The sequence below is a fragment of the Bradyrhizobium sp. 62B genome, assembly GCF_030272265.2.
Classification (GTDB): domain Bacteria; phylum Pseudomonadota; class Alphaproteobacteria; order Rhizobiales; family Xanthobacteraceae; genus Bradyrhizobium.
The window spans coordinates 3,439,354-3,458,171 of the sequence record NZ_CP092841.2 but is presented as its reverse complement, the minus strand read 5'-3'; the positions used below and the strand labels follow the sequence as shown (position 1 = coordinate 3,458,171).

The 18,818-nt window shown below is 64.7% G+C and carries 16 protein-coding genes and 1 riboswitch; of the genes, 4 read left to right on the top strand and 12 right to left on the bottom strand.

Features of this window, described 5'->3' with window-relative positions; all coding sequences use genetic code 11:
* Positions 1-18 precede the first annotated feature (18 nt).
* The 9 genes from ML401_RS16170 to ML401_RS16130 all read right to left on the bottom strand — a co-directional run bounded on the left by ML401_RS16170 (position 19) and on the right by ML401_RS16130 (position 10,969).
* Positions 19-852, bottom strand: coding sequence for a tetratricopeptide repeat protein (locus ML401_RS16170; RefSeq protein ID WP_285812446.1), 834 nt, complete (start codon positions 850-852; stop codon positions 19-21).
* Entirely contained in the window at positions 839-2,560 is a 1,722-nt protein-coding gene (ilvD, locus tag ML401_RS16165) for a dihydroxy-acid dehydratase (protein WP_194407970.1), read from the bottom strand. The genes ML401_RS16170 and ilvD overlap by 14 nt, the downstream gene beginning before the upstream one ends.
* 1,451 nt (positions 2,561-4,011) lie before the next feature.
* Positions 4,012-4,593 (bottom strand): hypothetical protein, encoded by a 582-nt coding sequence (locus ML401_RS16160; RefSeq protein ID WP_285812445.1) that lies wholly within the window; start codon positions 4,591-4,593, stop codon positions 4,012-4,014.
* 73 nt (positions 4,594-4,666) lie between these two features.
* A complete protein-coding gene (locus ML401_RS16155) occupies positions 4,667-6,904 on the bottom strand; it encodes a TonB-dependent receptor (protein WP_285812444.1) in 2,238 nt (745 codons plus the stop codon).
* A 113-nt stretch (positions 6,905-7,017) separates the two neighbouring features.
* A riboswitch (cobalamin riboswitch) is annotated at positions 7,018-7,232 on the bottom strand.
* Between the two features lie 47 nt (positions 7,233-7,279).
* Positions 7,280-7,537: a hypothetical protein gene (locus ML401_RS16150; protein ID WP_194407967.1), complete on the bottom strand. Its 258-nt coding sequence runs from the start codon at positions 7,535-7,537 to the stop codon at positions 7,280-7,282.
* An 82-nt stretch (positions 7,538-7,619) separates the two neighbouring features.
* Positions 7,620-8,468, bottom strand: a complete 849-nt coding sequence (locus ML401_RS16145) for a fumarylacetoacetate hydrolase family protein (RefSeq protein ID WP_212069100.1) — start codon at positions 8,466-8,468, stop codon at positions 7,620-7,622.
* Positions 8,469-8,573: 105 nt separating this feature from the next.
* A complete protein-coding gene (locus ML401_RS16140; RefSeq protein WP_194407965.1) occupies positions 8,574-8,783 on the bottom strand; it encodes a hypothetical protein in 210 nt (69 codons plus the stop codon).
* Positions 8,784-8,935: 152 nt separating this feature from the next.
* A complete protein-coding gene (locus ML401_RS16135; protein WP_211416891.1) occupies positions 8,936-9,127 on the bottom strand; it encodes a hypothetical protein in 192 nt (63 codons plus the stop codon).
* A 105-nt stretch (positions 9,128-9,232) separates the two neighbouring features.
* Positions 9,233-10,969, bottom strand: a complete 1,737-nt coding sequence (locus ML401_RS16130; RefSeq protein WP_211416890.1) for an adenylate/guanylate cyclase domain-containing protein — start codon at positions 10,967-10,969, stop codon at positions 9,233-9,235.
* 315 nt (positions 10,970-11,284) lie between these two features.
* On the opposite strand from ML401_RS16130, the gene ML401_RS16125 reads away from it, so the two are divergent.
* Entirely contained in the window at positions 11,285-13,486 is a 2,202-nt protein-coding gene (locus tag ML401_RS16125; protein WP_285812443.1) for a lytic transglycosylase domain-containing protein, read from the top strand.
* Positions 13,487-13,570: 84 nt separating this feature from the next.
* Here ML401_RS16125 and ML401_RS16120 read toward each other — a convergent pair whose 3' ends face one another.
* Genes ML401_RS16120 through ML401_RS16110 form a run of 3 tightly spaced genes read right to left on the bottom strand, consistent with a single transcriptional unit; the run spans position 13,571 to position 14,496 of the window.
* A complete protein-coding gene (locus ML401_RS16120) occupies positions 13,571-13,873 on the bottom strand; it encodes a hypothetical protein (protein ID WP_246776480.1) in 303 nt (100 codons plus the stop codon).
* A 42-nt stretch (positions 13,874-13,915) separates the two neighbouring features.
* Positions 13,916-14,104, bottom strand: coding sequence for a hypothetical protein (locus tag ML401_RS16115; protein ID WP_145665742.1), 189 nt, complete (start codon positions 14,102-14,104; stop codon positions 13,916-13,918).
* Positions 14,101-14,496 (bottom strand): hypothetical protein, encoded by a 396-nt coding sequence (locus tag ML401_RS16110; protein ID WP_285812442.1) that lies wholly within the window; start codon positions 14,494-14,496, stop codon positions 14,101-14,103. Before ML401_RS16110 ends, ML401_RS16115 begins: the two co-directional genes overlap by 4 nt.
* 717 nt (positions 14,497-15,213) lie before the next feature.
* Between ML401_RS16110 and ML401_RS16105 the strand changes: the two genes are divergently transcribed.
* From ML401_RS16105 to ML401_RS16095, 3 genes are all read left to right on the top strand, one after another.
* A complete protein-coding gene (locus ML401_RS16105; protein ID WP_285812441.1) occupies positions 15,214-17,640 on the top strand; it encodes a PAS domain S-box protein in 2,427 nt (808 codons plus the stop codon).
* Entirely contained in the window at positions 17,637-18,302 is a 666-nt protein-coding gene (locus ML401_RS16100; RefSeq protein WP_212069104.1) for a response regulator transcription factor, read from the top strand. Before ML401_RS16105 ends, ML401_RS16100 begins: the two co-directional genes overlap by 4 nt.
* A gap of 87 nt (positions 18,303-18,389) precedes the next feature.
* Positions 18,390-18,776: a response regulator transcription factor gene (locus ML401_RS16095; RefSeq protein ID WP_211416886.1), complete on the top strand. Its 387-nt coding sequence runs from the start codon at positions 18,390-18,392 to the stop codon at positions 18,774-18,776.
* The last annotated feature ends 42 nt before the right edge of the window (positions 18,777-18,818 follow it).

Below are 18,818 nucleotides of genomic sequence, written 5' to 3'. Positions count from 1 at the left end.
CACCCTACAGCACTGCGTTCAGCGCCTGTTGCTGGCGCCCTGCACCCACTGCTCCAGCAATTGCAGGGCCATGGCGCGGTCGTCGTCGGAGGCCTTGGCGAAAGCGCGGTTGTAGCTTTCCTTGATCCAGGTCTCTTCCGTGCTGGCGCTGTCGCGCGCCAGGGTCAGCCACATCAGGCCACGGGCGGCCTGCCGCGGCAGACGGTCGCCGTTGAACAGCATCTGGCCGAGCAGCGCCTGCGCCTCGTGCTGGCCCTTCTGCGCGGCAAGACCGAGCCAGCGCGCCCCATAGCGGAAATCCTCACGCGAGGCGTCCGGCGTCTTCAGGTACAGCCGGGCGAGATCGTATTGCGCATCGGCATTGCCGAAATAGGACGCGGCATAGGAGAACATCTCCCGCGCCCGCTCCGGATCCGACTTGACCTTCGAGTTCGGGATGCCGCTGAGATAGTAACGGCCGAGCTCGACGAAGGCGTTGGCCACGATCTGCGCCTGCGGCGCCGACGGGCTGTCCTCGGCATGCGCGTTGGCGATCCGGCTGAAATATTCGAAGGCGCGCAGATCGTCCTGGGCGACGCCGTCGCCATTGGCGTACATGCGGCCAAGCTTCCACTGCGCGATGGGGTGGCCACCCTCGGCGGCATATTGCAGCGCACTGAGCGAGGTCTCCTGCGGCGCGGGCGACGGCGCGATCCTGCCGCGCATGGTCGCCGCGGTCCCCGGCAAGGTGGTCACGACCGGGATGGTCGCATCCTTCGGGTTGACCGGAGCGCCGTCGAAGGCAAGCGCCGGCGCGGCCAGCGCACCGACCCCCAACACAAACGCAACTATGGCACGCCTAGATGTCCGCATAACACTGTTTCTCGTGCGCGCCGCCCGGATGGGTCACTGCCCCCCCGACCGCTGGTCCAACCTGCTGAGCATATTTCCAGAGCGCACCCGACGTGTGGTTAGTCGCGCGAGCGCTCCATTTGGTTTTGCGCTGGGCGAGCTCGGCGTCGCTCAATTTAACGTTAAGGGTCCCATTGACCGCATCGATCTCGATGATGTCACCGTCCTCGAGCAGCCCGATCGGGCCGCCAATGGCAGCTTCCGGCCCGACATGGCCGATGCAGAAGCCGCGGGTGGCGCCGGAGAAGCGGCCGTCGGTGATGAGCGCGATCTTGCCGCCCATGCCCTGGCCGGTCAGCGCCGCGGTGGTCTGGAGCATTTCCCGCATGCCGGGGCCGCCCTTCGGCCCCTCGTAGCGGATCACGATGACTTCGCCTTCGCGGTAGGTGCGCTGCTGGACCGCCTCGAAAGCATCCTCCTCGCGGTCGAAGCACCTGGCCGGACCGGTAAACTTGAGGTTGGACATTCCCGCGACTTTCACGATCGCACCTTCTGGCGCCAAATTGCCCTTCAGGCCGACCACACCGCCTGTCACGGTGATGGGCTTGTCTGCCGGGTGCACCACGTCCTGGTGCGGATTCCACTTCACGCTCTTGAGGTTTTCAGCGATCGTGCGGCCCGTGACGGTAAGGCAATCACCGTGCAGGAAGCCGTTGTCGAGCAGCGTCTTCATCAGAAGCGGTATGCCACCTACTTCAAACATGTCTTTGGCGACATAACGGCCACCCGGCTTCAAATCCGCGACATATGGTGTCTTTTTGAAGATTTCGGCGACGTCGAATAAGTCAAACTTGATGCCGCACTCATGCGCGATTGCCGGTAGGTGCAGCGCAGCATTGGTCGAGCCGCCGGACGCCGCGACAACGGCGGCGGCGTTCTCCAGGGCCTTGCGGGTGACGATGTCGCGCGGCCGGATGTTCTGGGCGATCAGGTCCATGACCTTCTCGCCCGCAGTCATGCAGAAGGCGTCGCGGATCTCATACGGTGCAGGCGCACCGGCCGAGTAAGGCAGTGCCAAGCCGATCGCCTCGGAGACGGTCGCCATGGTGTTGGCGGTGAACTGCGCGCCGCAAGCGCCCGCCGAGGGGCACGCCACGCGCTCGATCTCGTCGAGGTCCTCGTCCGACATCGCGCCGACCGAGTGCTTGCCGACCGCCTCGAACATGTCCTGCACGGTGACCTGCTGCCCGCGGAATGTGCCGGGCAGGATCGAGCCGCCATAGATGAAGATCGAGGGCACGTTGAGACGGACCATCGCCATCATCATGCCCGGCAGCGACTTGTCGCAGCCGGCGAGCCCGACCAGGGCATCATAGGCGTGGCCGCGAACGGTGAGCTCGACGGAATCGGCGATGCATTCGCGCGACGGCAGCGAGGAGCGCATGCCGTCATGGCCCATGGCGATGCCGTCGGTCACGGTGATGGTGCAGAATTCGCGCGGGGTGCCGCCGGCCGACGCGACGCCCTTCTTCACCGCCTGGGCCTGACGCATCAGCGCGATGTTGCAGGGAGCGGCCTCATTCCAGCAGGAGGCGACGCCGACGAAGGGCTGGTGGATCTGCTCGGTGGTCAGACCCATGGCGTAGAAATAGGACCGATGGGGCGCGCGCGCGGGGCCTTCCGTCACGTGACGGCTTGGCAGCCTCTGCTTGTCAATCTTGGCGCCCATCGCAAACCAGTTTCCCCGGTGAACCCTTTCAGAGGCGAAAAATCAGAGCCAAGATTTGAATCGACCTTGGGATTTTCTCGTCGCTTTCGAGGACCGCCGCTGCCCTTAGAACATTAGAGCGATTTTATTCATGTTTGGGTGTGGCCAAAAAGCGGCGGTGATGCGAACCACCAGTGATGAAGGTTAAATCGGAACCGAGTGTTGCGCCGACAGCACAATCGTTACCGGGAAGACACGGGTTCGCTTACTGTAATACCATCTTGCAGACGGCATTCCACAACTTGAGATTTTGCGGGCAAGGCGCGCACGCCACTCCGGTTCGAGACTGAGATGTATGCAAAGTGAGTGAGTCGGCCTTGCCGCACTCTCGCATCCGGGATTCAGCAGCCGCACCGGAGGTCGCGGTGCGATGGGCCCCGGCTCAGCAGCGCACCGTCCAAGTGACGCTGCGCTGCGCCCGGGGCACAGCGCGGCGGCGTGGGACGCACTTGCTCTCTCCCCGTCATTGCGAGGAGCCCTTGCGACGAAGCATGAGGTGCAAGTTCGATCTCCAAACTGTCATTCCCCGTGAATGTGGGGAATCCAGTACGCCGCGGCTTCTCGGTTCAATCACTGCTTTTTCGGAGTACTGGATCGCCCGCCCCCGTGCGCAATCGCGCACCAAACGGGGCGATGACACCGGGTGTGTGATGGCAAGCGCGCGTTCGCATTCTCGCGGCTGATTTCGCCCGAGCTTTGCTTCGTCGCTCCACCCTCAAATCCAAGAGGGTGCAGGGAAGGCCGGGTGCCGACAGACACCCGCGGTCCGCTGCGCGAAATGCACGCAGGAAGAACCGCACAGCAGCATACAGGTGACGCCGATCACTCGGCCTTCCCTGCGCGATGGTCGGACGGCTTATGCCGTGCTCTCCCGGGAGCCGAACTTTCCTTTGGCCTCCCTCGCCGTTCGAATTGGATGATGCCGTCCACCCGGTTGGGCTCGCGCGCATCTTCGATCCGGCTTGACCGTAGCAACGACGGCCAGGACCACACGGTTTTGCCGTACGCACGGCCCGCCATTTCGCCGCAGTATTTCCAACCCCGTCGACGGAGCTGCGAAACTTACAGGCGAGACGAAGCCTAGCAGCGCCGCTCGTCCACACGCGGTTTCGGGCTCACAGGGACTACCCGCCCTGCCCGCACCTCTCATGCCGACGCTGCCGCGTCCACCGCAAGCCCGGCTCGCGATCAAGACGACCTCGAGATCGCCCCTCCTGGATGAGCCGGGATGAGCCGACACATACGACAAATCCGAATTTCGGTAAAGTGGAATATTTTTAGCGAGACGGATTGACAGAGGCCGACACAGGGCACGGCCGCGTAGCCCGGATGAGCGGAGCGACACCCGGGATTCCACCAGCACTGTCCCGGTTGTCGCTACCTCCCCGGGCTACGATCTACGATGGCGTCGCTCAGGCCGACATTGCGCCCTTGTGTCCGAACGGATCGACCAGGCGGACGATCTCGCAGATCGCAACGAGGCCTGCGAGCCAGACGGCGCAGGTCAGGGCGATGCGCGTCACGATGGCGACGGTGAAGGCGCCCTCGCCGCCCAGGAACGGCGTCGCGGCGAGCAGCGCGAGCTCGTAAACTGCATAGGCCGTAACGAGCATGATCGCGAGCACCAGCGGCGTGCGCCCCCGGGGTAGCAGGCCGAGCACCATCGACGAGGCCGCCGTCGCCAGCAGCGCAGCCGCGCCGATGACAAAGCCCCATACGATGGTGCCGGCGTCAACGGGATAGTGCAGCGCGCCGAAGCCGATGGTCTGGTTCACCAGCCAGGCGCCGGTGACGACGAGCAGCGCCTGGCGCAGCGGCAGCATCGCCGCCGCAACGACGGCGAAGGCCGCAAACGGCGTGACGCAGGCGAAACCGAAGCTTGCGAGCGCGCATGATGCCGTCAGCAGCGCAAAGCAGAACATCGGCGCAAGGCGCGGCGCGACCGGGTGAAGGCGGAAGCCGTCGCCGTGAGACGGCAGGATGCTGAAGGCCATGGATGATCTCCTTGTTGAGGAATACCAGTTCATCTGAGGGTGAGCGACAGCCGTAGCGAGGTGTAAGCCTTGATCAGAACGTCGCGCCGGCCTTGAGCAGATAGGAGCGGCCGGGCAGCGGATAGGCGCTGAAGCGGCCGTCGGTGAAAGTGCTGGCGATGGCGTAGTCGTAGTAGAGCGCGTTCAGCACGTTGTTGACGCTGAGCGACCAAAAGTAGCGCTCAACCTGGCCGCTGAGCTTGAGATCGATCGTGCCGTTGGCCGGAATCGGCTTCTGCGTGCCCGCCTGGTCGTTGTCCATGCGCCGCTCGCTCCAGAACCGCGCGGTGGCATCGAGCACCAGATAGTTCTGCCAGATGTTCCAGGTGACGCCGGCGCTTGCCGTATAGCGCGACACCAGCGGCACGTCGTTGCCGGCCCAGACGCCTTCGCGGAAGACCGCGCGGGTATAGGCCATGCCGGAGCGCAGCAGCAGGGCGTCGTTGACGCGATAGGACAGGCTGGTCTCCGAGCCGTAGCGGCGGGTCGGATCGAGATTGGTGTTGTAGAACAGGACCGGGTTGAAATGGACCTCGTTGGTGAGGTCCATCAGATAGAGGCTGCTCTGCAGCTGAAGTCCGCCGCCCTTGATGCGCAGGCCGCCCTCGATGTCCTGCGAGGTCTGGGTCTTGAGCTGGAACGTTTGCGGGATGGCCGCGAAGGTCAGGGGATCGAAGGACGGCCCCGAGGACAGCCGCTCGTCGACGTCAGGCGTGCGGAAGGCGCGCGCGGCGCGGCCGAACAGCGAGACCACGTCATTGAGGCGATGCTCGGCTCCCAGATGCAGCGCATATTGGGTCTCCTCGCTGGTCAGCGGCGACGCGCCGATGTCGGCGTTGAACGGCGCCGCCGCGTCGAAATTGTCGCGTGCCGCAAGCCTGACGTTCTGCACCCGCGCCCCGTAGGAGATGTCGGTCGTGGGCGCGACTCCCAATGTGTGCTGGAAATAACCGGCGACCGTCTGCTGCCTGAGGTCGTAATTGTGCCAGGCGGCGAGCCCCTGCCCGGCGCCGCGGTCCTGCCGGAAGCTCGCATCGTAGTAGTCGATGCCAGTCAGGAGCTGCGACGGCATGCCGAGCAGCAGGCTCTTCACGCTGAGCCGCGGCGTGATCGACCACGTCGTCAGGTTGGAATCGACATAAGTCGAGGTGAAGAAGGCAGGAACCGGCGCCGGGCTGGAGAAGAACGCGCTCTGCTGCTTCTTGTCGCGCACACCGCCGTCGACGATGAGATCGACGCCGTTGACCAGGGTCTTGGTGAAGCCGGCTGTCGCGCTAATGCCCTGCTGGTTGGCGTAGTTGAACGGCGTGCTGGTGCCTCGGCGGCTGGTCTTGAGCTCGTCGAGGCCGATGGAGGGATCGACGGTGCGGCCGCCCGGCAGGCGCAGCTCCTGATTGTCGCCGGTGACCGTGAGAAACGCCGTCAGGCCCGGCGTCGTGTAATTGAGATTGCCGACGCCATTCTGCTGGGAATAGCGATTGTTGTCGCGATAGCCGTCGGTGCTGACGGCATTGCCGTAGAACGAGGTCGACCACGGCCCGGAATTGAGCGAGGTCGAGACATTGCCGAGCCTGGTGTTGAACGAGCCGAAGGCGGCCTCGATGCGCGCGGTCACGGGCGGTCCGCCGCTTCCGGTCTTGGTGACGATGTTGATCACGCCGCCGACCGCGTTGTCGCCGTAGAGCACCGCGCCGGAGTTGCCGCGCGTGATCTCGATACGCTCGATGGAATTGAGCGGGATGGTGGAGAGGTCCACCTGCGCCATGTCGACATCATTGAGCCGCCGGCCGTTGACCAGCACCAGCGTGTTGGCGGTGGCAAAGGCGCCGAAGCCACGCAGGTCCACGCTGGTCTTGGCGCCGATCTGGCCGCCATAGAACGTCGTGATCTGGGCTCCCGGAGTCTGCGTGGCGATGATCTCGGCAAGCGTCTGCGACGGCGCATGCGCGATATCCGCGGCCGTGATGACGGTCGTGGCGGCTCCGACGATGCCGCCGTCACCCGCGACAGCCTCGGAGCCCGGGCCGGATGAGCCGGTGCCATTGCCTGCCGGCGCGACATTCGCGGCTCGCCGCGGCCTCGTCGTCTCGCCCTCACCGATCGCCCTGGCCCGCGTGCGGTTCTGATCGTCGGGCTTGCTCACCTCGACCGGCGGCAACTGCTCGGCGACAGCATGCTGGGCGAAGGCGGCGGAGAGACCGAGCGAATGGAGCGAGACGGATGCGAACAGGCCTACGCTGAGGCGCCGGGCAGCAGAAGCGAGACGGGACAATGTTGTAACCTCGGTATGACGTCGGTGGCACGTCACAGCGAACGAGGTTTCACGGCAGAGCGATGGGCTGCTCCGGTGAAGCCAATGTCTGTACTCCCCGACCGACATCCTCGCGTGTGACCACGGCTGACGGCAGGTCTCCTGGCTCGCGGGTCGTTACCTTGCGTCGCCTTCCCAGGACCGAGATTCCCAGTGGCACAGGACGAAAGATTCACCGCTTACAGTTGCGGGGGCAGCCGTGGCGTTGAGACAAATCCCGGCGTTGGGACGTCCCGCACCACATTCCCTTTTGATCTCCATGAGGAGAACCGTCACGATCATCTACGTGCCGTTCCGCCGGAGAGTCAATCGGCCAGTCGGTGTAGCAACTGCGGCTCAAGTCCGCCCTCGCAAACGCTGGGCCTGGGCCCAGGCGGCAGCGACATCGCGAGGCGGAACATCGACGCGCTTGATCGGGGTCAATTCGCCGGAGGCCGAGACGATCGCAGTCTCCTCGCGGCGGCAGCGCGTGCAGACAAAGCGAACCTCATGCGGCGACGCCGACCAGCTCGACCGCTTCACATTGGCCGCCATCGGCCAGGCGTCGCAATGCGAGCACGACACCAGAAATCGGCCGGGATCGAGCATACCCATTCCATCGGACTCCGCGTCCTGCCCTCGTCTTCAATGGCTAACCCATGTGAATCGTTCCGGTGCCCCAGCACCGTCGGTTCCGTCAGGCCTCGTCGGCGACGGCATTGCGCAGCAGGCCGACCTTGTCGATCTCGACCTCGACGACATCGCCCGCCTTCATCCAGAGCGGCGGGGTGCGCCGCGAGCCGACGCCGCCCGGCGTGCCGGTGGCGATGACGTCGCCGGGCTCGAGCCGGGTAAACTGCGAGCAATATTCGATCTGGCGCGGGATATCGAAGATCATCTGATCGATGGTGGTGTCCTGCACCACCTCGCCGTTGAGCCGGGTCTGCAGCCGCAGCGGCCCGACCTCTCCGACCTCGTCGGGCGTCACCAGGAACGGGCCGAAGGCGCCGGTGGCGGGAAAGTTCTTGCCCGGCGTGAACTGATGGGTATGGCGCTGGTAGTCGCGGACGCTGCCCTCGTTGTAGCAGGCATAGCCGGCCACATGGCCGAACGCCTCGGCGCGGGGGATGTAGCGGCCGGCCTTGCCGATCACGACGGCGAGCTCGCCCTCGAAGTCGAGCTGGGTCGAGACCTTCGGGCGGATGATGTCGGTGAGATGCCCGGTCTGGCTGTTGGCGAAGCGGCCGAACACGGTGGGATTGTCGACCTCGGTACGCCCGGTCTCCTTGCGGTGGTTCTCATAGTTGAGCCCGATGCAGAGGATCTTGTCGGGGTTCGGGATCACAGGCAGGAAGGCGATGCTGGCCAGCGGATGGCGCTTCGCCCGGGCTGCCGCGGCGGCGACCTCGGACAGAACGCCCGCGGCGATCGCCGATTTGAGATCGGGATAGCGATCGCCCAGCACCGCGCCGAGATCGGCCACGGCGTCGCCGTCCACCAGACCCCATGACGCCACGTTGTTGATTTCAAAGCTTGCGAATTTCATCCGATGTCCCCCTGCTCCAACCGACCCTATCAGGTCGAGATGGCGGGGACGATGGCGGCCGGGGATGGCGCGGTTGCGATCCCTGCAAGGCAGCAGGCGATGCGCTCAGCGCGCGCCCTTGAGGCTGCAGGAGGTCGTGCAGGTGACGGTTGTGCCGCGATCGCATGATTTGCAGGCATTGACGCACTGGTTCATGTCGCGGGGGTTGTAGCTGTAGTTCCGCAAGGGACAGACCGGCGTCGAGCCGGTGATGTCCTGCTCCTGGTCGCAGGCCGCCGTCATGAGCGCGATGATGATCACGGCAACGAGGCGCATGGGATTGCCCTGTGAGGCATGGCAAAACGACGTTCACGGCGCACGCTGCATTGCAGCGAACCCCGGCCTTCCCAACACGGGCACAGCCGATCAGCGACGCCCGCATGCCATCAGGATGCGCGCCAAACGTTAAGAACGGATTGCAGCCGGCCTCAGGCCGCCGCCTGAGTTTCCGCCGCCTTGGTCGCGATCGCCTGCCGCATGTCCAGCGCCAGCTGACGGTACTGCTCCGAAAGCTTCAGATAGAACTCGCGCTTGGTGCTGTCGGTGGCGAGCTTGGCGATCAGCTCGCATTCGGCGGTGAGCGTCTCGAACCGTTCCAGCCTGTCCTGAAGTTCTGGCATCGGCGTGTCCCCATCAAACGCCACAAGGACACCCAACCTAAGCCCGGGAAATAGGTCACGGCGAACATCGTTATCCCGTAGAAATAATTTTTCCGGTGCGGCAGGCTATTTGCTGTCGAGGCGCCAGGCGCCGTCCCATCCCTGGTCCGGCGGGCTCGCCTCGAACTGCGCGATGCGGCCGAGCATCGTGCGCGAGGGGCCGTCGCCGGGGACGGCTTCGAGCGCCGCGCCAAAGGCCGCGCGCGCCGCATCGAAGCGCCGGGCGCGATAGGCGGCGAGCGCCTCGGCATAGTGCGTGCGCAAGCCAAATTGCGCATCCGTGAGCGCGCCAGCCCTCGCCATCACCTCGAAGATCGTCTGCGGCGCGGTCTGGCCGGCGACTGCCAGGCGATCGATTTCGCGCAGCTCGAGCTGCGATCCGATCGCCTCGGCGGTGGCCTGCGAGATCAGGATGCGGGTGCCGTAGACCTTGTTGACGGCTTCCAGCCGCGAGGCCAGGTTCACGGCATCGCCCATCACCGTGAAGCTCATCATCAGCTCCGAGCCGATGCTGCCGGTCAGCACCTCGCCGGTTGCGATGCCGATCCGCAAATCGCACGGCGCGGGCATGGCGCGAATGCCGAGCAGGTCCGGCAGCTGGCGCTGCAGCGCGGGCACCTGGTCGGCCATCTCGATGGCCGCGGTGCCGGCAAGCAGCGCCTGCTCGCCCTCCTCGATGAAGGGCGGGCCCCAATAGGACATGATGGCGTCGCCGATATATTTGTCGATGACGCCGCGATTGCTTCGGATGGGAGCGGACATCACCGTGAAATAGTGGTTCATCACCCTGACGAGGCCGCGCGGCGTCATGCCTTCGCTCATCGAGGTGAAGCCGCTCATGTCGCAGAACATGATGGTCATGACCCGGCGCTCGCCGTCGATCGCGACCTCCGGCCGGTCGATCAGCCCCTGCACCACCTTGGGATCGATGTAGCGGCCAAAGGTCTCGCGGATCCGCTCGTTGTGGCGGAGCTGCTCGGTCATGCGGTTGAAGGCCGCGGCGAGCTCGCCGATCTCGTCCTGGGTGGAGACGGTGATGGTCTTGTCGAAGCGGCCGGCCTCGATCTCGCGGGCACCGGCGAGCAGCAGCCGCACCGGGCGCGTGATGCCGCTGGACACCAGAAGCGCAAAGATCAAGCCGACGATCGCGGCGAGCAAGGTCACGACGCCCGAAACGACGATCGCCTGATGCTGGCGGCTGATCACCTGCGACGTCGAGAAGAACACCTGCGCCAGCATGTCGGCGCGGATCGCGTCGATCTTGCGGTTGAACGCGTCGCGCAAGATATCGAGATGCTCCAGCGTGCCGCGGGCCGCGGGCATGTCCTTGGCGTCGACCTGCTTGACCAGTCTGGCATTGCCCTCGTCCAGATCGCGCCGCAGCTCGGCCACGGCACTCTCGATCCGGACGTCGAGCCGCGCCAGCGCGGCATTGTCGGAATAGGTTCTGGGATCGTCGATGATCGCGTTGATGAGCTTGCGCGCGGTCTCGGCCTCCTCCTCGAACTTGCGGTCCAATGCCTGGAAGTCGCGAAGCCGCGCCGCATAGGCCTCCTCGTCCGACGAGGATCCCATTCGGGTCATCACCATCTGCCGCAGCGCGAGCGCCCGCTCCAGAGAACGGATGTTGGCGCGGGCGAGATGGCTGTAGGCGGGGATATAGCGGTTGGTCAGCTCGTCGAGGAGGACGCCGACCTGGCTCGACATCACCATCGACAGGATCGAGGTGACCAGCATCAGGACGATCAATCCGAGGGCGATGCCGACGATCTTGCGCCGGATCGACTGGTTGAAAATCGGCATAGGTGCAGGGGGCAAAGGGTGAAAGGACGGAACCGGGCACTCAATACACCGGATTTGGTCCAGGGAACACGCGCATCTGCGCATCCATGACGCGGTGAGCCGTCGGTAAGCGGCCCGCGAGCCAATGCGTTAACAAAGGTTAAAGAGATTGTCCTTTCCGAGGTTCCCCGGTTCCAATCCGTATTTTGCCGCATTGTTGCGACAGCGTGAAGGATGCGAAACGATGCCGTGGCATCGTTTGCCGTCGTCTTTGATTCTCAAGCCGCATGTCGTCGCGGACCTTGGTTTGTAATGGTTTCGCAGGGGGACCATGGAATGAACCAGTGCCTACGCTCGCTCGCGTGTGTCGTTGCCGTGGCCGCATTGGCCCTCCTTCCCACCGAGCTCGCGGCGAAGAGCAGTCACAAATCGTCCGCGCCGAAGAAGTCGCATGAGGCCAAAGCCGGCAAGCCGCGTCATGCAGCTAGCGGCAAGGCGCGGCATGTCAAGCAAGCAAATGGCAAGCCTGCCGAGGCCAAGCGCAAGTCGAAGAGTAGCGACGAGCCGTCCAGCAAACCGGCGTTGCCGCCACTGACCGGCGACCTCGCCGCGCTGAAGGACGCAATCGACCTCGCGCGCAAGGGCAAGACCGAGGACGCAAGCGCGGCGCGCGATCGCATTGCCGATCCCGCGGGGCAGAAGCTCGCCGACTGGTTCATGCTGCGCCATTCCGAGAGCACGGCGAATTTCAAGCGCTACGCCGCCTTCCTCGCCGCCAATCCGGACTGGCCGAGCCGCACCCTGCTGCGCCGCCGCGCCGAGGCGCGGCTGTGGCAGGAGAAGAGCGATGCGGCCACCGTGCACAAATTCACCATGGACCGTCCGATCAGCGCCAAGGGCAAGTTCGCGCTCGCCCGCGTGCTGCTCGCCGAAGGCGATACCGACCGGGCCACGCGGCTGGTGCGCGAGGCCTGGCGCACGGACGAATTGTCCGAGCGCAGCGAGGAGGATTCCTACGAGGCGTTCCGCGATCTCCTGACTGCGGACGATCATCGCGCCCGCATGGACAGGCGGCTCGGCGCCAAGGACTACGCCGGCGCCCGGCGCGCCGCAAAACGGCTCGGCGAGGATGCGCTCGCGATCGTCAAGGCCTGCGCCGCCGTGACCGGCAAGGCCAGCAAGGCCAAGGATCATCTCGACGACGTGGCGACCGATGCACGCCGCGATCTCGGCTATGTGCTGTGCCGCGCGCAATGGCACCTGCAGAAGGATCGCATCGACGATGCCGCCGAGGTGATCCTGGCGGCCGCGCCCGAGACCATGGCGGCGCAGGATACCGATGCCTGGTGGCGTGAGCGCCGCCTGCTTGCGCGCAAGCTGCTCGACCAGGGCAAGGCGAAGACCGCCTACGACGTGGTGCGCACCGCGGCTGTGCCGGAGAAGGAAGTCTACCGCGTCGACTACCACTTCATGTGCGGCTGGATCGCGCTGCGCTTCCTCGACGATCCCAGGACGGCGATGGTGCACTTCGCCGCCATCGACGAAGGCTCGGCCAATCCGATCGCGCTGTCGCGCGCCCATTACTGGCGTGGCCGCGCCGCCGAGGCGATGGGTGCCGTGGCCGATGCGCGCATGAGCTATCGGGCGGCATCGCGCTATCCGACCGCCTATTACGGCCAGCTCGCCCGTGCAAAGCTCGGCCTCGACCGCATCGAGCTGCGCCCGCCCTCGCCCGTCCTGGCCGCCGCCGATACGCCGCCCACGGACGAGCGCGTGCGTGCCGCCGACATGCTCTACGGCATCGGCGAGCGCGACATGGTGTTCTACTACGCCGAGGATTTCGCCAAGGAGAGCACCGACGTCACCGCGCTGGAAGCGCTCGGCGAGCTCGCCGGACGGCGCAGCGATGCGCGCGTCATGTTGGAGATCGGCAAGACGGCGCTGGCGCGCGGGCTCGCGCTCGACCATTACGCGTTTCCGACCATCGGCATCCCCGAGCACCGGCAGGTCGCGCCTGCGATCGAGACCAGCGTGATCTATTCGGTGGCGCGCACCGAAAGCTCGTTCGACCAGCGCGACAAGTCGGCCGCCAACGCGGTCGGGCTGATGCAGGTGACGCCGGAAGCGGGACGCGATACCGCCAAGCGTTTCGGCCTGACCTATGACTGGGACAAGATGGTCTCCGATCCCGTCTACAACACGCAGATGGGCGCGGCCGAGCTCAGCGCGCTGTTGTCGGAATATCGCGGCAACCAGATCATGACCTTCGCCGGCTACAATGCCGGCCGTGGCCGGGTGCGCGAATGGGTGCAGGCCCGCGGCGACCCCAGGGATCCCAATGTCGATCCGGTCGACTGGGTCGAGCGCATCCCGCTGTCGGAGACGCGCAACTACGTCCAGCGCGTGATCGAGAACGTGCTGGTCTACCGCGCAAGGTTCGAGGGCAGCGGCATGATTGCCGCGAAATCCGAGCAGCGCGTCACGACGCACGAAGTGAGCGCGGAACCAACGGCATCGGCCGCAGCCCCATCGCGCTAGCCTCGCGACCGCCGGGGCTGGACGCGGCGCGAAGCTGGACGCGGGAACTGCGGCCGACGGATCTGCGCGGCCGGCATCGTGAGGCTAGCCGTCACCTCCTTCCAGGGTTCGAAGGTTGTGCACGCGCAGATATGCCTCAGCCAATGAGCGCGAGAGCGCGCCCATCTGCATCATCCAGCTCCAGCTCGTGATGGCCGTCAGCACCGCGACCGTCTCGATCGCGCTGCGGTAAGGCCACAGCACGTCCATGGCCGTCTGCTGGCGGTAGCAATCGTAGCCGCAATACCGCTCTTGCCTGGACACCTGCCGGACGTAACTCGAACCCAGCGGCCGGGCGCATGCGCTGCAGGCCGCGCCGTGGCGGGGATGTTCCTGATTGACGAGCATGAATCTCAATGCCGTGTCCTCGCCTCTTTCCTGCCTGTCTGCTCAGGACGCCGCGCGCGTACGCTCCTGGATCAACGGCGCCGCTTCCTGGTGAATTGCGTAGCACTCGTAGCCGCAGTAGCGCAGCAGCGTCCTGGCATCGCGCAGATAGCCACCGTCGATCTCCTCGCAGCACCACAGACACGACGTCTTGCGGAACGGGGTTCTGCCGTTCACCAATATGAATCTCACGTGGCACCTCCCAGCGCGAAGCAGTAGACCGTATCGACCAGAGAGGCGGCCGGCGGCGGCGCGCAGATATGGTTGCGGCCGTCGGGATTGTCCCTGTTGCGCTCGACCTTCTGGGACGGGATCAGGATGTTTTTCCCGTCTTCCCGGCGCCGGGCGTAGATCTTGCCTTCGACGTAGCGTATCTCGGTCGGGTAGCAATCCGCATTGTTGCAGCAGCTCAGAACCGGATTGTCCGGCATGCGCCAGTTCGAATAGAACTTCTCGTGCAGCGCTTGATCCTGAGGCGGATGGTGACGATGCGATCCATCCCGTCCAGCGTCCTCGGCCTTCAAGCCCGTTGCCAGCGGAAGCGGCAGCGTGATCGCCAACAGGAGCTTGCAGCCTCGGTTCAACTCACAGCCTCCGGACGAGAAAATGAACCTGACGGGTTAGGTGCGGCGGCCGATCCTCATGCCACCTGACATTGGAACAGCCAGCGGCGGTCGCGTTCGCGACGTGCCCTGAACCGGTCGAGGCATTTCCGCGAGCAGAGCGGCGTCCGCCAGGAGTAGTATCGGATCAAGCCAAACTTCCCGGCACAGAGGGCGCAGCTTTTGGACTCGAGACGGCGCTCGGAGTCGTCGGGGCTATCGCACATGATCCTCTCCTCTTGACCTCTGGGGTCCTGGCCTCCTCCTGCGCAAAAGGCAGGAGGCGCCACGGTCGTCACGGAAAATGCGGCTTCTCAATCGCGACCGCCAAATCATGCGGCAAGTCGGGGCAACGGACGCAGAGCCTGGTTCTTCGGGTGCAACACGCCGAGCTTTTCGGCAATTTGTGCTCCGCAATCGACTTCTCTCGATTGGCCGCAAGACTAGGCTCCTTGCAACGCACCGCTCAATTGTACGGAGGTAAATTCACGCTAGAACTAGGGTTGTACGAGCTATACGTAGGTTTGTGCCGTGGTTTTGCGGACTTCCGCTCACCTGCGCAACGTGACGGCGCAATGCGCGCAGGCTGCACGGCAATCGGGAGTTTTGCCGACAATCCGACTTTGGTCGGAGGCAATTGCCCCTGTAATGGCAAAGTGCTCTACTCACCTTGGACGCCAGCGAGCCGGGGCAATTGCGATGATGCCTGGCCAGATCACGAAAATCGGGAGTTCGGCCGCACAATTCCTGCTCGGCGGCCTTGCGGCGCTTCGATCATTCGGCAACGGCGAGAAGGACGGCCCCGCCGTCGTAGACGCCTCGCGGCAGAATTCCGACCTGCGTGATGCCGTGAAGCAATGGCGCGAGGTGTTCGAGCACAATCCCGTCATGTACTTCATGGTCGATCCCGCCGGAACGGTGCTCAACGTCAATACGTTCGGCGCCGCCCAGCTGGGCTACACGACGGACGAACTGATCGGCCAATCCGTGCTGAACGTCTTCTTCGAGGAAGACCGCGACTTCGTTCGTCAATGCGTCGCCTTGTGCCTGACGACCGTGGACCAGTCGCATACTTGGGAGATTCGCAAGTTCCGGAAGGACGGGTCGGTGCTTTGGGTCCGGGAAAACGCCAAGGTGATGCTGCGCGGCGACGGCACGCCGATCCTGCTGGTCGCCTGCGAGAACATCACCCAGCGCAAGGAAGCGGAGGATGCGCTGCGGCAGAGCGAGGCCTACCTCGCCCAGGCCCAGGAACTGAGTCACACCGGCAGCTTCGGCTTGAACTTTGCGACCGGCGAAGCCGTCTGGTCGAGGGAGACCTTCCGCATCTTCCAGTGTGATCCGGCGACCAAGCCGAGCCTGGGCTTCGTCTTCCAGCGCATCCATCCGGAAGATCGCGATACGGTCCGCAGCACCCTCGAACGGGCCTACCGCCTGGCGGAGGATTTCGACCACCAATATCGCCTGCTGATGCCCGACGGGTCGGTCAAATATCTGCATTCCGTGGCGCGCGCGGTTCGACATCCATCCGGGCGCATCGAGTTCGTCGGGGCGGTGACCGACGTCACGATGGCCAAGGAAGCCGAACAGAGGCTGCGGCGCAGCGAAGCCTATTTGACCGAAGCCCAGCGCCTCAGCCAAACCAGCAGCTGGGCCTGGGACGTTCATCGCCAGGAGTTCGCCTACCGATCGGCTGAGCTCTACCGCCTGTTCGGGTTTGAGCCGGACCAGACCGATATCCCGGCCAAGGCTTTTCAGCAACGTATCCTGCCGGAGGACTTTCGGCGGATTATCGAGGTCGAGCGTGAAGCGGTTCGGCAGAAGCAGCCCTTCCAGGTCGACTTCCGGATCGCGCGCCCCGACGGTGCGATCAGGCGCATCCACAGCGAGGGCCATCCCGTGATGGGCAGCGACGGCGAGGTGATGGAAATCATCGGTACGCACGTGGACGTCACCGAGCAAATCGCGGCGAAAGATGCGCTGCACAAGGCATTCGACGAGCTCAAGGCATCCGAGCAGCGATTCCGCGACTACGCCGAGACCGCATCGGACTGGTTCTGGGAGACCGGGCCGGACCACCGCATCACCAGGATATCGGAACATGCCGATAGCTCCAGCGCTCCGCCGACGGGCGTGATCGGCCTGCCCCGCTGGGACATTCCACCCGATGCCGAGCTCGAGCCGGAGAAATGGGAGCAGCATCGCGCGGCGCTCGATGCCCACGTTCCGTTCCGCGATCTGATCTACCGCAGCAAGGATCGCAACGGATCTCCCATCTACGTGCGCACCAGCGGCAAGCCGTTTCACGACGCGAATGGCAATTTTCTCGGCTATCGCGGCGTCAGCAGCGACATCACGGCGGCGATCCGCGTCGAGCAGGCGGAAGAGGCGCTGCGCAAGGCACAAGGCGAGCTCGCCCACGTCACGCGCGTCACGACGCTCGGCGAACTCACCACCTCGATTGCCCACGAAATCACCCAGCCGCTTGCTGCGGTGATCTCCAACGCGGACGCCTGCATCGCCTGGCTCGACCGCGAACCGGCCGATCTGAAAGCCGCGCGCCGTTCCGCCGAATGGATTGTCGAGGACGCCAATCGCGCGAGCGAGGTGATCCGCCGGATCAGGGCGCTTGCGAAGAAGACCGAAATCGAAGTCGTTGCACTCGACATCAACCAGGTCGTCAGGGAGGCGGTGGCGCTCGTTCGGCGCGAGCTCGCGACCCATGGGGTGTCGGTGCGCATGGAGTTGGCGTCCGACCTGCCTCAGGTTTGCGGCGACCGGATCCAGCTCCAGCAGGTGCTGATCAACCTCGTGATGAACGGCATCGAGGCCATGCAAGCCAATGTCGATCGTCCGCGGGAACTGGCGATCCGCTCGTGTCGTGCTGATGACGACGACCGCCTGCTCCTCACCGTGACGGACCGCGGTGTCGGTCTCGGCAAAGACGTCAAGGAGCGCATCTTCAGCCCCTTCTTCACGACGAAATCCGGCGGTCTGGGCATGGGACTCTCGATCTGCCGATCGATCATCGAGGCTCACGCAGGCCGGCTTTCCGCCTTTCAAAACGAGGGACGCGGTGCGACATTCCAGATCGCCCTGCCCTTGTCGCACAAGGACACGTCGTGACCGACCATGCCAAGCAGGGCGGCCCGAGCGCCGGCGATCCGATCGTACTGATCGTGGATGATGATCCGTCGATGCGACGTGCGCTCACCAATCTCTTTCAATCCGTCGGTCTCAAGGTCGAAGCCTTCAGCTCGGCGGCGGAGATCATGGAAGCCAAACCGCCCGCGGTCCCCAGTTGCCTCGTGCTCGACATCCGCCTGCCGGGCTCGAGCGGCCTCGACCTCCAGGCCGACCTCGCCAAGGCCAATATTCACACGCCCATCATCTTCATCACCGGTCATGGCGATATCCCTATGACCGTGAGAGCCATGAAAAGCGGCGCCGTCGATTTTCTGACCAAGCCGGTGCGCGACCAGGACATGCTGGATGCGGTGCAGGCGGCGATCGAGAGAGATCGCAAGCGCCGCGATGCGGAGAAGTCGATCTCGGGCATGCGATCGCGTTTCGAGGCGCTGACGGCACGCGAGCGCGACGTCCTGGCCCTGGTTGCATCCGGGCTGATGAACAAGCAGGTCGCCGCCCAGCTTGGATTGGCCGAGATCACCGTGAAAATCTATCGTGGGCAGATCATGCGGAAGATGGGGGCGAAGTCGCTCGCCGATCTCGTCAGAATGACGGACGCGCTCGGAATCCCGCGCGGCAGGGGTCATTTGCAAACCTAAGTATGCTTTCCAAGCTCGCTCCGGTGGCCCACTTTCCCTCGGGCGGCTGAACCGCGGCAGGCGGCTCGCCGTTCAGGAGCGATCATATTGCCAGCGCCTTCGATCATTTCCGTCATTGACGACGATGCCTCCGTTCGCCTGGCGACGAACAACCTCCTGACGTCGCGCGGATACACGGTCTACACCTTTGGCTCCGCTCATGAATTTCTCCAATCCGCCGAACTGGAGACGACCTCCTGCGTGATCGCGGACGTGCAGATGTCGGTGATGAGCGGCGTCGAGCTGTTGACGCATATGCGCAGGCACGGGCGCATCACGCCCTTCATCTTCATGACGGCTTTTCCGGACGAGGCCGTGCGCGACCGCGCGCAGAAGGCCGGTGCGACCTGCTTTCTCGCCAAGCCGTTCTCAACGCCAACCCTGCTTCAATGCCTGGAGACGGCCCTGTCGGGCCCCGGTGACGCCACGATGTGATGCGGCGCCGGCGAAGCGCTCAATCCGCCTTGTCGGTGGGAT

Excerpts from the sequence above, each read along its gene's own strand:
- ML401_RS16170 (WP_285812446.1), bottom strand. The coding sequence starts at position 852 with ATGCGGACATCTAGGCGTGCCATAGTTGCGTTTGTGTTGGGGGTCGGT.
- ilvD (WP_194407970.1), bottom strand. The coding sequence starts at position 2,560 with ATGGGCGCCAAGATTGACAAGCAGAGGCTGCCAAGCCGTCACGTGACG.
- ML401_RS16160 (WP_285812445.1), bottom strand. The coding sequence starts at position 4,593 with ATGGCCTTCAGCATCCTGCCGTCTCACGGCGACGGCTTCCGCCTTCAC.
- ML401_RS16150 (WP_194407967.1), bottom strand. The coding sequence starts at position 7,537 with ATGGGTATGCTCGATCCCGGCCGATTTCTGGTGTCGTGCTCGCATTGC.
- ML401_RS16145 (WP_212069100.1), bottom strand. The coding sequence starts at position 8,468 with ATGAAATTCGCAAGCTTTGAAATCAACAACGTGGCGTCATGGGGTCTG.
- ML401_RS16140 (WP_194407965.1), bottom strand. The coding sequence starts at position 8,783 with ATGCGCCTCGTTGCCGTGATCATCATCGCGCTCATGACGGCGGCCTGC.
- ML401_RS16135 (WP_211416891.1), bottom strand. The coding sequence starts at position 9,127 with ATGCCAGAACTTCAGGACAGGCTGGAACGGTTCGAGACGCTCACCGCC.
- ML401_RS16130 (WP_211416890.1), bottom strand. The coding sequence starts at position 10,969 with ATGCCGATTTTCAACCAGTCGATCCGGCGCAAGATCGTCGGCATCGCC.
- ML401_RS16125 (WP_285812443.1), top strand. The coding sequence starts at position 11,285 with ATGAACCAGTGCCTACGCTCGCTCGCGTGTGTCGTTGCCGTGGCCGCA.
- ML401_RS16120 (WP_246776480.1), bottom strand. The coding sequence starts at position 13,873 with ATGCTCGTCAATCAGGAACATCCCCGCCACGGCGCGGCCTGCAGCGCA.
- ML401_RS16105 (WP_285812441.1), top strand. The coding sequence starts at position 15,214 with ATGATGCCTGGCCAGATCACGAAAATCGGGAGTTCGGCCGCACAATTC.